The following is a 12,126-nucleotide window of genomic DNA, read 5'->3' as shown; positions in this document are numbered from 1 at the left end:
AGGCAATAAAGATCTAGCAATGGGACTAATCGAAGCAATCCTATTAGGCATTCAATTCAAAAGGCTACAGAAGCCTTTAGTGTTCTTTTCAATGCTGATAGGTTTCATTCTGTTCAGCATATTTGGTCTTAGTATTGTGTGGGCAGTTGTAAGTGGTTTAGTTTCTACAGAAAAAGAAATTACTTTGCAGCTGCTTGGTGCAAGTGCCGGAATAGCTGCGTTCGCTTTTTTATTTTTCGGTCTTGCATGGGTATGTGGGTATTTTATAAAAAGGTGTTTCCAGTAATGCCCTATAACAAGGCCATCAAAAATCGCCCTACGGGCTGGACGTCGCATGCGCTCCGCCCTTTATGGCGGCGTTATAAATAGGTAAGCATATGGAAGATTTATACATCATTGGAGCAATAATAATCCTTATGTTAATCCTGAGTGCCTTAGAACATTTCAGGATGAAACGGTCATCCATTGAACGTGGGGAAGCGGATATCTGCAAATATGCGAGATCTTTCGACTACAGAAATGTCGATACTAAAATTATGAGGGAAGTTTGGAATGAACTTCATCTCTGGCTTGGAAAGTACAACGGTAAGCCTTTCCCCATCGAAACCGAAGATACGTTTGATAGTACCTATAATATGGACCCTGATGATCTTGATGATATTTATTTGGCTGTAGCAGAGCGCTTGGGAATTAATACTGATAGCCCTGAGAAAAATCCATATTTTGACAAAGTTACCTCAGTAAAGAATTTGGTGTTGTTTCTGCATCATCAACCGAGAGTCGGAAATGCATAATAAAAACGCCAACTGACTCATTCTGTAAGGCTGCTATGAACAATAAACATAAATGCTAGAAATTCTAGAAGCTGTAATCAAAGGCCTCGGTCTTCTTTTAAGACTCGCTATTGAGGGCGGGGTACTGTTAGATATGAGCCTGTCAGCTACAGGCCGGTATTCTATAAAAGCGGTGTATCCCCCGCATTGGAATAAGCAGGTTCGCTATGGCGATGCGGTAGAGCGTTTAGTCGGGGCTGTTATATGGTGCATTTCGGCTTACGTTCTTTATTCGCTATAAGGCCTTATAACGTTTCTAGTTGAAAACTTAAATATCCGTCCCGTAAACAGATTTATTCTTCGCTTATAATCCCTATACCAACCGTTAAACATCAACGTTAGTGATTAGGGTTTATGTATGCCTCAACATGAACAAGCAACTTGCCCGAAGTGTGGCTCATTGTTTGAGTGCAAAGTCGGCAGCTATTTTATCTGTGATTGCAGTGAGATCTATCTAACAAGGGAGCAGGCGGGTTATCTGGCTGAGAGGTGGGATGAGTGTTTGTGCTGTAAGTGTCTAAATGAGTTTAAAGAAAGTTGGGACAATATTCCCGATTCAGATAAATAAAACAGAGTCCTTCAGATTGATAGGTTTCTTTTAGAAATATTTAGGAAAAAGATGATCATTAGAGAGATGAAAGAGGGCGATATCGAGGGTGTTAGTCGTGTCTGTTTAGATGCTTTTTCTGACTCGGTTGCTGGTTCATTGTCTGATGAAGGGATCGCTACTTTTACTGCAATCGCTTCCCCAAATGCTTTTGCCGAGAGGATGAAAGCAGTTAATCGTATGCTCGTCGCAGAAGATAATAACGGTGAAATCTTAGGTGTGGTAGAGCTAAAGGAAGGCCGCCATATAGCGATGTTATTTGTTACGCCTAGTCAGCAAAAAGGCGGGATTGGTCGGAGATTACTTACAGCTGTATTGAAATATGCGAGATCAGAAACCGTAACTGTCAGCGCTTCATTACCTTCTGTCCCTGCTTATCAGAAATATGGTTTTAAGCTTGCAGGGGATGTGGGAGAGTTGTCAGGTTTGGTTTATCAATCTATGGAAATATTGATTAATCAATAAGTTAGGTCTTGTTTGTAACGCTAATAATAACTTCATAAGCCTCTCTTATCTCATTAAATTTTACCTTGCAGCCACCTTTGTCTGGATGATGTTCTGAAGCTAATTTTCGGTATTGTGTTTTGACCGACTGATAATCGCTGTCTTCAGTTAGACCTAAAACATCAAGAGCATTCTGATAGTGATCTTGATTAAAATAACGGGTCCAAAAACTATCGAGTAGTTTGTTAACCGATTCTTCGTTACTTGATGTGAACTCATCCCAATCCAGATAGTACTCTCTGACTGCTTGATCTGACTTTAGTAACAATTCGTTTTGATTGCTGTTTTCGGTTTTGATAAAGCTGATCTCTAATGCAGAGATAGTCAGCGTTAACCCTTGATCCCAAAATTTGGATTGTAGGGTATAGAGCGCATTCATAATCAGGAAATGCTGTCTAAACAGGGCCAAGTCACTACCTGATGGTGCATCTTCACCAAAATCATCAGCGTTGAGATCTAGAGCTTTTAACAACTCATATTCACTTAAGCTGCTTTCGGACTGTCTAAGGATCTCTTCTATAGGAGTTACTAGTGGGTTGCGATGCATAATTCAGTAGTTTTGCTGATGATCCACTCAGCTTATCGGCGTAGGATGAGGATTACCAGTCGAGAATATTTCATGCATTAAAACGCACGATTGGCTTTTACCCAAGTATTGGTAAGCGTAAAATACTGCCTTGCAGTTTAGTAACCAGGAATAACAAAAATTATGAATCTGGCAGATCAAGTTCAAGCGCTGTACGCAAAGTATGGTGCTTTAAAAGGCATTACTATTGAGATTCATAAGCAGCTTATTGCCATCTCAGTAAAAAACGAAGCAGCCTCTGCCACTGTTTTTTTGCAAGGGGCGCAAGTTGCTGAGTACAGCCGAATAGGGGAGCAGCCTATTTTATGGCTGAGCCAAGAAAACGATTTTAAAGCCGGTAAGTCTCTGCGCGGTGGAGTACCTATCTGCTGGCCATGGTTTGGGGATCTATCCAGAAATCCAGATCAAGTTAAAGACCAAGTTAACCTCTCAGAGGCGCCTGCTCATGGCTTTGTACGATCAGAGGATTGGGAGCTATTGGCTATCGATCTGATCGATAGTGAAACCACACGATTAACGCTACAGCTCCAGGTTTTACCAACAGAACTCTGGCCTTATCCTGCTGTTCTTCGTTTGATGGTTACTGTAGGTGTCGAGTTAGATTTAGAGCTCAAAGTTAAAAACTTAGGTTCGGATGCCTTTAGTTATACCAGTGCTTTGCACAGTTATCTTCAGATTGGTCATGTCAGTGAGACTGCTATCGAAGGATTGGAAGCTGTTGAGTACATAGATACGCTGGAGGATTGGCAGGTTAAGCAATCTAACTCTGCCATTGGTATCTCGGCTGAAACGGACCGTATCTACCCAAATATTCCAGCTCAGGTTGCTATCAAAGATAAGCAGATGCGCCGTCAGATCCTTATGAGCGCCGATAACCTCCCTGATATGGTGGTTTGGAACCCTTGGATCGATAAAAGCAAACGGTTAAGCCATTTTGCTGATAATGACTATGAGAATATGGTCTGCTTAGAAAATGCTTCTGTTCTCGATAATGCGGTTGAACTAGCGCCCGGGAGTGATTCAATTAGCAAAGTTTCGATCCGCTCTGTTCGTCTGTAACCCTACAGATTACAGACGAAGAACACACCCATACTCAGTACGGCTGTCATCAAAGTGTTTTTAGTTAAAAGCATCAACACGATGGCAGCCAGTGCGCCTATGATATACGGGCTGTCCAAGCTCGTTGTTAGCTCTCCTTCCTGTAAAAACACTAATGGGCCTATCACGGCGGCTAGTACAGCAGGGGCTGAATAGCTCAGCAGTTCTAGTGCTTTATCATTTAGCTTCAGCGGTAAGCGTGGTTCTAAAAATAGATAGCGACTTGCGAATACAATGATCGCCATAAGCCCGAACAATAGCCAATCATTCATTTTAATGCCCCCACTGCGCACTTAAAGAAATAACCACTTAACATCCCCAAAATAATTGAGATCAATAAGCCCGCTTGGACCTCATGAGCTTCGCAGTACACTGATACCAACAGAGACACACCTACACAGACCAGATATGAGTGGTTTTTAATCATCGGGATGAGTATGGCGATAAAGGTAGCGACAACCGCGAAGTCCAATCCAAGGGTAGTTAGATTGGGCAAAGCAGCGCCAGCGACGATCCCTAGCAGCGTCGCAACATTCCAGGCGATATAGAAACTTAAGCCGCCACCCAATGCATACCAACGATTAAATATACCGTTATCTTGCGTGCCATTTACGAAGAGTTCGTCGGTTAACAGGAAGCCAAGCGAACTGCGCCATTTAAGGGGTAGTGCCTGGATATGCTGTCGCATTGCCATGCTATACAGCAGATGTCGTGAGGTAATCAGCAATGTGGTCACGAGTATGCTGAACATAGATGCGCCGGCTTGTAGCATACCTATAGCAACCAACTGTGAAGTGCCCGCAAATACAAACAGTGACATGGCCTGAGTTTGCCAAGCGGTTAGACCTGATTCGATCCCGTATGCGCCGACTAATATGCCCCAAGGCAGCACAGCGACAATAAGGGGCAACATCGCAACCATGCCTTTAAGGAAAGACTGCTTAGGGTTTAATGGAATTTTTACCTGACTATTCACTTTCACGCTCTTTCTTATGTTGAGCGATAAAGATAAATATTCAGTGATTGTGAGTCTTGTACGGGATTGCTGAGTGTTTGTGATGCTAGCTTCTTATCTGCCGAGCATATTGACCCGGCGTTACACCGATAGTGCGTTTGAAATGACGGTTAAGATGGCTCTGATCGTGAAATCCTGCTTTTAAAGCAGCATCTAATAGTGTGTCGCCTTGAGCTATAAAACGTTTACTAAGCCGTACACGGGATTGTATTTGATAAGCATGAGGAGGGAGTCCGTAGAACTTTTGGAACTGTCGCACTAGATGAAAAGCACTGATGCCCGCAAGTTTGGCTAGATCTTCTAAAGACACATCAGCTTGAGGGTGATCATCGAGGTAGTTTTTTACCAAAGCGACTCGCGATTTAGCATCAGCCTGTTCAGGTATCTCTGTGCTGCATTTACCATGACGCTGCATCAACTTTAGTAATGCGCTGTAAAGCAGTGTCTCACGTAGCAAGCGGTTATCAGAGTGTTGTAAATGATATAGGGCTAGTCGAAACAAGCCTGCGAGTTCTGGGTCTTTAACGACAGGTTCCGAGAAATAGACGGAGCCGCTGATATTCAGGCCCGCTTCTTTAGCAATGCTGGCTAATTGATCAGGTAGTGGGTAGATCGCTTTATAAGACCAGCCACCTTCAGCTGCGGAGTGACCATCGTGGACTTCGTCATGATTAACTAGGATGATACTGTCTTGCGGTGCAACGTGGTTTGCACCATTTCTTAGGAAGCGCTGAGCACCTTCCTCAATAACGCCTACAGTATAGCCCTCATGGCTATGCCTAGAAAAATTTTGGCGCTCATAGGACGCTTCTAGCATCTCTAATCCGCCGAGTTCATCTTCTATATGGTAGTTAGCGATCTCTTTTTTGCTCATGGCTACATTCTAGCGCAAACCGTATTCCGGTTTTTGTACAAAATTGATCTTTTGCGTTGATAGAGTGGCGATGGAATTGAGTATTTAGCGCGTGTTTTTAGATTAGTTTGACCATAATGTCGTGAAGGACGTTTGCAGCAGCATGTAATCTTCGCGATCCATCCATCAAATGGTGGTAGATCTCTCGCTTACACAGCATCTCGGTGGTGACTTCACCTTGGAAGAGTTCTTTTAAGCTGTGCCTATACAGTCTCTCGATACGTCTATGAGCATGTCGGGCAATTTGTGCATCTTTCTCACTGCCAGCAGGATAGGTAGATAGTCCTCCAAAGCCTCGCTCTAAGGCTTCGCAACCCGTAAGAAGCTCTTCTAGGATCCTGACCATCTGTTCATCGGGCTCGACGCCTAGATCGAGCATCTCATTTATTGTGCTTTTACAATGTGTGATGATCCAATCCAAAGATGCAATGGCGCGGTAGATATCTTCACGATCTATAGGAGTAGAAAATGCCCGGTTCAACTGGTGCAAGTTACGAATTTTCAGCGCGTCCGCTTGGTGCTCATCTGCTGCTAATACCTCAGCAAGATAGGGATTAGGGCTTTTCATATATTGATAGAGGTTTCGTATCGTTACCGTTACCAACGTACATTGCTCGGTTAGCAGTAAGAAAAAATCAGGTGGCGTAGGGACAATCCTGTTCAGGAGTTTACGAAAGAGGTTTTGTTTACTCTGATCGCTCATATCCAATCCTTTTCTATATTTAAGCAAGCTTAGTAAGGCTCAGTACGCCATAACTAATAATGGAGACTATGCCAGCGCCAGGTATGGTGATTAGCCAAGTGATGCCGATCTCTTTAGCCTTTGTCCATCTTACGGCTTTAGCTCTCTCTGCCGCGCCTATACCCATAATAGATGAGGAAACTACATGGGTGGTCGATACTGGCGCGCCAATCATTGAGGCCAAAAAAATAACGCCTGCAGATGAGGCTTGAGAGTTAAAGGCATGTAGGGGCCTAATTTTGTAGATTGAGAAGGCTAGGGTTCTAACGATTCGCCAGCCGCCCAATAGCGTGCCTAATGTAATAGAGATGGCACAAACTAGGATGACCCAAAATGGCACTACAAATTCGCTGATCTCACCGCTCATTAGTAAGCATAGAGTTAATACACCCATACTTTTTTGGGCATCATTAGCGCCGTGAGAGAAGGCTAACCCTGCGGTAGTGAACCATTGTGCGCCCCTTAATTCACGATTGATCAAAGGGCTGGCTGCTCGCAATAGATACAGCGTGATTCGTTGCAGTAAAAAGCCTATCCAAAATCCTGCTAAAGGGGAGAAAAACAGTGCAAGCAGCACCTTAGTAACGCCAGTGATCTGCCCTTGAGCCAATTGTGAAAAACCCCAGAGTACATGTTCTGGCCCGGCTGATACGACAACCGCCCCAACTAAACCACCAACCAATGCGTGTGACGAAGACGAGGGTAGGCCTCTATACCAAGTAAACAGATTCCAAACTGTGGCAGCTAATAAGCCGCAGATAACTAAGGATAGGGATAGATTGTTTGGGAGATCATCTAACGTCACGAATTTACCAATGGTGTTTGCGACTGCCGTACCGCCAAGCATAGGCCCCAAAAAGGTGAATGTGCCTATGACTAAAATAGCTTGTAGAGGTGTCATTGCATGAGAAGCGATCACCGATGCGATCATATTGGATGCGTCGTGAAATCCATTGGTGAAGTCGAAGACTATAACAATGGCTGTCGCAACTATGAGGAATAGCCAAATTTGATCCATCTAATTTGCTGACTCCCATTAGCTTAAGATTTTTGTAGGCTAATAACTTAATAGTAGTCAGAGAATGGATTTATGGATTTGAAAAGGGCAGGAGAATTTAGTGCATGATCAGAAAACCCATTCCCAAAAGTATGGGAACGGGTTTATGAGTTGAAAATTAGGATAACGCTATACGTTAACAACCCACTTTAGTTTTTTCTCTATAGCTTGAATCATCAGGCCAGCAACGTCTTTACCGGTTGCGCCTTCGATGCCTTCCAAGCCCGGAGAAGAGTTTACCTCTAACAGTAAAGGACCTTTCGCTGAACGAATGATATCTACGCCAGCTACTTTGAGGCCCATAGCCTTAGCTGCTTTAATAGCGATCTTCTTCTCATCTGATGTTGGAACGATAAGGCTCGCTGTACCACCCTGATGGATATTAGCTCTGAATTCGCCAGGTTCAGCTTCACGCTGAATCGAAGCCACAACTTTACCATCCACTACAAAGCAGCGGATATCTTTGCCATTGGCTTCTTTTATAAACTCCTGAACGAGAATGTCGGCCTTAAGGCTCTTGAATGCATTAATAACACTCTCTGCGGCTTTCTTGGTTTCAGCGAGTACAACGCCTTTACCTTGAGTACCTTCAAGCAACTTAATGATCAGTGGTGCGCCACCAACCATATTAATCAGATCATCCGTTTCGAGCGGTGAGTTAGCAAAGCCCGTGATCGGAATATCAATCTTGCTCTCGAAGAGGAGTTGTAGGGAATGCAACTTATCGCGAGATTGAGTAATAGCCCCAGCGGTATTTAGACAATACACACCCATAGATTCAAATTGACGTGTCAGTGCGCAGCCATAGAAGGTCATGCTTGGGCGAATCCGTGGGATAATTGCATCAAGGTCGTTTAGTACCTTGCCGCCACGATAATGAACCTCTGGATTTTCAGCATCCATCTTCATATAGCAGTGCTTGATATTCAGGAACACCATCTCGTGACCGCGCTCTTCACCTGCTTCCATAATCCTACGATTACTGTAGAGATTTGGGTTGCTAGCTAGTACGCCGATTTTCATGCCTTTTTTAGGTGGTTTTTTGCTTAGATAGAGTTCTTTCAACTCTTCATCAGCAATGTCACCTAAACAAAAAGATTCTTCTGGATCTACAATCAACTTACCCGACATCGCTTCACGGCCTAATAGCATGCGATAGCCCATCGCATCTCGATTGGTCAGGGTAAGTTCAACATCCCAGCTTTGATCACCAATAGCTAAGCTTGTTTTGATTACATAGCGCTTTTCTGATGTGCCGCTAGAGCTTTTCACACTGCGGCGATCAAATACAGGGGCTTCGCAATGAACTACTGTTTTGCGATTGTCCTGTAATGGGCATACATCAAATCTGACCCAAGCAACGCCATCTCTTTGGAATTGTTGGATATTTAAAGCATGAATTGCAGATGTTTTGGCACCAGAGTCGACTCTGGCTTTGATTGCAGGAACGGCAAGTTGAGGGAACTTGCACCATTCTTCAGCGCCGCAGATATTCTTTTCGATTGTCACTCATTTGATCCTCAATAAAGGCATTTGCCTTGTGGTACATGAGTGCAATTTGACTCCTGTTTTAATCAAGAGACAATCTTTTTTTACAGGTTTTATATGAAATTTTTTAGACGATATTAGAGTGGATCTGAAAGAAAAAAGGCCTAGTGAATACTAGGCCTTAGAGAATTTATTCAGCGGTTAGCTTTTCTAACTGCTTAAACTCTTTGATGCCACTGATCTGGTCTTCCGCGTGGTGGTTTACATATAGAACCGTTGTGTCTCCACTGGCACAGATTTTTTCAATTAACGCCAGTACGAGCTGGCGGTTGATATCGTCGAGGCCTAAGCAAGGCTCATCAAGGATCAACAAAGTAGGGTGCTTAACCATCGCTCGTGCAATAAGCAATAAACGTTGATCACCAAAAGAAAGCTGGTTATATGGCTCGTTGGCACGATCTTCCATACCTAGCAGGGCTAGCCACTGGTCTGCGACTTCTTTCTGCTTATCGGTACTCTTTGTGTACATACCGATACTGTCGTGGAAGCCAGAGATAATCACGTTTCTAAGACTGATGCTTACACGGTATTCCCACTGAAGCGCGGTAGATACATAGCCGATATATTGCTTGATCTGCCAGATGGTTTCGCCGTTACCGCGTTGCATACCGAATACAAAGATATCGTTGGTATAGCATTGCGGATGGTCGCCGGTAATTAGGTTCAGCAAGCAGGTTTTACCACTTCCGTTAGGGCCGCTTAGTTGCCAGTGTTGACCCGGCTTTATGGTCCAGTTAAGGCCATCAATAACTTTTGAATCTGCGTAGGCAATTTTAATATCGGTTAAACGCACCAGCGGATCTTCTGGATTCAGTGCTGGTGGACGATCGGATTCATCTGTAGGTGGCACAGATAGATCAGTCGTTTTTAGGTGTAGCAGTTGATACAGATCGTCGTAAGCCTGTTTGTCGTTAATATCAACCGTGTGATGAAGCTCACCTTTGTCGGTATAAGCAACATGGGTAATGAAATCAGGCATTTCATCGAAACGGTTTAATACCAGAATCATGCCCATTGAATCGATCTTACTTGCTAACAGGTCGTGTAGCAGCTTCATAGAGTCAGCGTCTAGACCATCGAAAGGCTCATCCAGAATGATTAGGTCTGGATTATTCGCTAGGGCGCGAATTAGCATGATCTTACGCGTTTCACCTGTTGAGAGCTTTCTGAAACTACGATCAAGCATGTGTTCTAGTTTGAACATGCTAACAAGTTGATCGAGTAAGTCAGCATCAAATTCTGGGTAGATCGCTTTACCTTCTTCCAGAATTTCTCTTACCGGTGTGCCTTCACTAATAACATCCATGATATCGGCATCGTCTTTCTTTAGCTCTCGGGCAATTAATTCTGCCTGAGCTTCAAAAGAAACAAGTTCGATATGTTTTGGTAGGCCCGAAATAGTACCACTGACTTTATCACCAGCACTGGCCAAGATTGCAGATAGGGCAGACTTACCGGAGCCGTTGGTGCCAGTAATCACCCAATGTTGGTTGGGTTCAATCGTCCAATTGATGTTGTTGAGCGTGAAAGACTCACCAAATTCTGCCGTGTAATTCTCAATCTTAATGCTGTTCATAGTCTCTATTATGCGGATCTATCGATTGGGTTTTATAGGGATCTGTTACGGAAAAGGCTTAAATTTAGCTAAAAAAAAGCCAAGGCAAAGCCTTGGCTTTAATTTTCTTACAAGAAAGAAAATGTATAAATATCAGATAATTATACGATCTTCTTCATGTCAGACATGTGGCCACGTAACACTTGACCGATCGCTTCAACTGGGTGAGAGCGTAGCGCTTCGTTAACTTCAATTAGGCGAGCGTTATCTACGCCAGTATCAGCAAGGTCTAGACCTTTACCGATAACATCAGTTTTGATGTCTTTCATGAAGTCGCCTAGTAGTGGTAGGCAAGCGTGGTTGTATAGGTAGCAGCCGTACTCAGCAGTATCAGAGATAGTTGCGTTCATTTCGTAAAGCTTCTTACGTGCGATTGTGTTAGCAATCAGCGGAGTTTCGTGTAGAGACTCGTAGTAAGCAGATTCAGCGATGATGCCTGCAGCAGTCATAGTTTCGAATGCTAGTTCAACACCCGCTTTAACCATTGCAACCATTAGGATACCGTTGTCGAAGAACTCTTGCTCAGAGATCTCTACGTCGCCTGCTGGAGTCTTCTCGAAGTTAGTCTCAGCAGTTTCTGCACGCCAGCCTAGAAGATTCTTGTCGTCGTTCGCCCAGTCTTCCATCATCACGCGAGAGAAAGTACCGTCGATGATGTCATCTTGGTGCTTGTTGTATAGCGGACGCATGATAACTTTTAGCTCTTCAGAAAGATCGAATGCTTTGATCTTAGCTGGGTTAGATAGACGGTCTAACATGTTAGTCACGCCGCCGTATTTAAGAGCTTCAGTGATTGTTTCCCAACCGTACTGGATAAGCTTAGATGCGTAACCAGCGTCGATGCCTTCTTCAACCATTTTGTCGAAGCAAAGGATAGAACCAGTCTGTAGCATACCGCAAAGGATAGTCTGCTCACCCATAAGGTCAGACTTAACTTCAGCGATGAAAGAAGACATTAGAACGCCTGCTTTGTGACCGCCAGTACCTACAGCGTAAGCTTTAGCTAGTGCAAGACCTTCGCCTTTAGGATCGTTGTCTTCGTGTACAGCGATAAGCGTTGGTACACCGAAACCACGAACGTATTCAGCACGTACTTCAGAACCTGGGCACTTAGGAGCAACCATGATTACTGTTAGGTCGTCACGGATCTGCATGCCTTCTTCAACGATGTTGAAACCGTGAGAGTAAGATAGGCAAGCGCCTTCTTTCATTAGTGGCATTACAGCTTCAACAACAGGTGTGTGCTGCTTGTCTGGAGTAAGGTTAAGAACTACGTCAGCAGTTGGGATTAGTTCTTCGTAAGTACCAACAACGAAACCGTTCTCAGTAGCGTTTTTCCAAGACTGACGCTTTTCAGCGATTGCTGCTGGACGTAGAGCGTAAGAAACGTCTAGACCACTGTCACGCAGGTTAAGACCCTGGTTTAGGCCCTGTGCACCACAACCGATAACAACCATTTTTTTGCCTTTAAGAGCTTCAACACCATCGCTGAACTCATCCATAGACATAAAACGACATTTACCCAGCTGTTCTAGCTGCTCACGCAGTGGAAGCGTGTTGAAATAGTTCTTAGACATTTCTACATTCCGTAATAAATAAAAAGTCGGT

15 protein-coding genes and 1 pseudogene are annotated in these 12,126 nt (G+C 43.9%); 6 read left to right on the top strand and 10 right to left on the bottom strand.

The window, feature by feature from the left end:
• The first annotated feature begins 19 nt into the window (after window positions 1-19).
• From ACMXYU_RS08405 to ACMXYU_RS08385, 5 genes are all read left to right on the top strand, one after another.
• Window positions 20-286, top strand: coding sequence for a hypothetical protein (locus ACMXYU_RS08405; protein WP_415888040.1), 267 nt, complete (start codon window positions 20-22; stop codon window positions 284-286).
• A gap of 91 nt (window positions 287-377) precedes the next feature.
• The gene (locus tag ACMXYU_RS08400) at window positions 378-794 is read left to right on the top strand and encodes a hypothetical protein (RefSeq protein WP_415898298.1); all 417 of its coding nucleotides are present in this window, start codon (window positions 378-380) and stop codon (window positions 792-794) included.
• A 52-nt stretch (window positions 795-846) separates the two neighbouring features.
• Window positions 847-1,074, top strand: coding sequence for a hypothetical protein (locus tag ACMXYU_RS08395; RefSeq protein WP_415898297.1), 228 nt, complete (start codon window positions 847-849; stop codon window positions 1,072-1,074).
• Between the two features lie 117 nt (window positions 1,075-1,191).
• Window positions 1,192-1,401, top strand: a complete 210-nt coding sequence (locus ACMXYU_RS08390) for a cysteine-rich CWC family protein (RefSeq protein WP_415881284.1) — start codon at window positions 1,192-1,194, stop codon at window positions 1,399-1,401.
• A 51-nt stretch (window positions 1,402-1,452) separates the two neighbouring features.
• A complete protein-coding gene (locus ACMXYU_RS08385; RefSeq protein WP_415898296.1) occupies window positions 1,453-1,905 on the top strand; it encodes a GNAT family N-acetyltransferase in 453 nt (150 codons plus the stop codon).
• Window position 1,906: 1 nt separating this feature from the next.
• Here ACMXYU_RS08385 and ACMXYU_RS08380 read toward each other — a convergent pair whose 3' ends face one another.
• Window positions 1,907-2,491: a DNA-J related domain-containing protein gene (locus tag ACMXYU_RS08380; protein ID WP_415898295.1), complete on the bottom strand. Its 585-nt coding sequence runs from the start codon at window positions 2,489-2,491 to the stop codon at window positions 1,907-1,909.
• A gap of 162 nt (window positions 2,492-2,653) precedes the next feature.
• On the opposite strand from ACMXYU_RS08380, the gene ACMXYU_RS08375 reads away from it, so the two are divergent.
• On the top strand, window positions 2,654-3,589 hold the full coding sequence (locus ACMXYU_RS08375; protein ID WP_415898294.1) for a D-hexose-6-phosphate mutarotase: 936 nt from the start codon (window positions 2,654-2,656) through the stop codon (window positions 3,587-3,589).
• A 2-nt stretch (window positions 3,590-3,591) separates the two neighbouring features.
• On the opposite strand, the gene ACMXYU_RS08370 is transcribed toward ACMXYU_RS08375, so the two are convergent.
• The 9 genes and pseudogenes from ACMXYU_RS08370 to ilvC all read right to left on the bottom strand — a co-directional run bounded on the left by ACMXYU_RS08370 (window position 3,592) and on the right by ilvC (window position 12,095).
• Window positions 3,592-3,900: an AzlD domain-containing protein gene (locus ACMXYU_RS08370; protein ID WP_415898293.1), complete on the bottom strand. Its 309-nt coding sequence runs from the start codon at window positions 3,898-3,900 to the stop codon at window positions 3,592-3,594.
• Window positions 3,897-4,604, bottom strand: coding sequence for an AzlC family ABC transporter permease (locus ACMXYU_RS08365; RefSeq protein WP_415898292.1), 708 nt, complete (start codon window positions 4,602-4,604; stop codon window positions 3,897-3,899). Before ACMXYU_RS08365 ends, ACMXYU_RS08370 begins: the two co-directional genes overlap by 4 nt.
• Window positions 4,605-4,689: 85 nt before the next feature.
• Complete coding sequence (locus tag ACMXYU_RS08360; RefSeq protein WP_415898291.1) at window positions 4,690-5,517, bottom strand: AraC family ligand binding domain-containing protein; 828 nt, start codon at window positions 5,515-5,517, stop codon at window positions 4,690-4,692.
• A gap of 97 nt (window positions 5,518-5,614) precedes the next feature.
• Complete coding sequence (locus ACMXYU_RS08355) at window positions 5,615-6,259, bottom strand: DUF47 domain-containing protein (RefSeq protein WP_415888050.1); 645 nt, start codon at window positions 6,257-6,259, stop codon at window positions 5,615-5,617.
• 19 nt (window positions 6,260-6,278) lie between these two features.
• Complete coding sequence (locus ACMXYU_RS08350) at window positions 6,279-7,316, bottom strand: inorganic phosphate transporter (protein WP_415898290.1); 1,038 nt, start codon at window positions 7,314-7,316, stop codon at window positions 6,279-6,281.
• Window positions 7,317-7,484: 168 nt separating this feature from the next.
• Window positions 7,485-8,378 (bottom strand): 30S ribosomal protein S6--L-glutamate ligase, encoded by an 894-nt coding sequence (gene rimK, locus ACMXYU_RS08345; protein WP_415884656.1) that lies wholly within the window; start codon window positions 8,376-8,378, stop codon window positions 7,485-7,487.
• A gap of 129 nt (window positions 8,379-8,507) precedes the next feature.
• Window positions 8,508-8,864, bottom strand: a pseudogene (locus ACMXYU_RS08340) (ATP-dependent zinc protease); the annotation flags it as partial.
• Between the two features lie 169 nt (window positions 8,865-9,033).
• Window positions 9,034-10,479, bottom strand: a complete 1,446-nt coding sequence (gene modF, locus ACMXYU_RS08335; protein ID WP_415898289.1) for a molybdate ABC transporter ATP-binding protein ModF — start codon at window positions 10,477-10,479, stop codon at window positions 9,034-9,036.
• Between the two features lie 140 nt (window positions 10,480-10,619).
• Window positions 10,620-12,095 (bottom strand): ketol-acid reductoisomerase, encoded by a 1,476-nt coding sequence (gene ilvC / locus ACMXYU_RS08330; protein ID WP_415898288.1) that lies wholly within the window; start codon window positions 12,093-12,095, stop codon window positions 10,620-10,622.
• Window positions 12,096-12,126: the final 31 nt, after the last annotated feature.

This window comes from Neptuniibacter sp. QD48_11 (assembly GCF_047778095.1).
Classification (GTDB): Bacteria; Pseudomonadota; Gammaproteobacteria; order Pseudomonadales; family Balneatricaceae; genus Neptuniibacter.
The sequence above is the reverse complement of the archived record's forward strand: the minus strand, read 5'-3'. Positions and strand labels throughout refer to the sequence as shown.

Bases quoted from the DNA above. Each gene is read 5' to 3' on its own strand.
- ACMXYU_RS08405 (WP_415888040.1), top strand. From the start codon at position 20: ATGGGACTAATCGAAGCAATCCTATTAGGCATTCAATTCAAAAGGCTA.
- ACMXYU_RS08400 (WP_415898298.1), top strand. From the start codon at position 378: ATGGAAGATTTATACATCATTGGAGCAATAATAATCCTTATGTTAATC.
- ACMXYU_RS08395 (WP_415898297.1), top strand. From the start codon at position 847: ATGCTAGAAATTCTAGAAGCTGTAATCAAAGGCCTCGGTCTTCTTTTA.
- ACMXYU_RS08390 (WP_415881284.1), top strand. From the start codon at position 1,192: ATGCCTCAACATGAACAAGCAACTTGCCCGAAGTGTGGCTCATTGTTT.
- ACMXYU_RS08385 (WP_415898296.1), top strand. From the start codon at position 1,453: ATGATCATTAGAGAGATGAAAGAGGGCGATATCGAGGGTGTTAGTCGT.
- ACMXYU_RS08380 (WP_415898295.1), bottom strand. From the start codon at position 2,491: ATGCATCGCAACCCACTAGTAACTCCTATAGAAGAGATCCTTAGACAG.
- ACMXYU_RS08375 (WP_415898294.1), top strand. From the start codon at position 2,654: ATGAATCTGGCAGATCAAGTTCAAGCGCTGTACGCAAAGTATGGTGCT.
- ACMXYU_RS08370 (WP_415898293.1), bottom strand. From the start codon at position 3,900: ATGAATGATTGGCTATTGTTCGGGCTTATGGCGATCATTGTATTCGCA.
- ACMXYU_RS08360 (WP_415898291.1), bottom strand. From the start codon at position 5,517: ATGAGCAAAAAAGAGATCGCTAACTACCATATAGAAGATGAACTCGGC.
- ACMXYU_RS08355 (WP_415888050.1), bottom strand. From the start codon at position 6,259: ATGAGCGATCAGAGTAAACAAAACCTCTTTCGTAAACTCCTGAACAGG.
- ACMXYU_RS08350 (WP_415898290.1), bottom strand. From the start codon at position 7,316: ATGGATCAAATTTGGCTATTCCTCATAGTTGCGACAGCCATTGTTATA.
- rimK (WP_415884656.1), bottom strand. From the start codon at position 8,378: ATGAAAATCGGCGTACTAGCTAGCAACCCAAATCTCTACAGTAATCGT.
- modF (WP_415898289.1), bottom strand. From the start codon at position 10,479: ATGAACAGCATTAAGATTGAGAATTACACGGCAGAATTTGGTGAGTCT.
- ilvC (WP_415898288.1), bottom strand. From the start codon at position 12,095: ATGTCTAAGAACTATTTCAACACGCTTCCACTGCGTGAGCAGCTAGAA.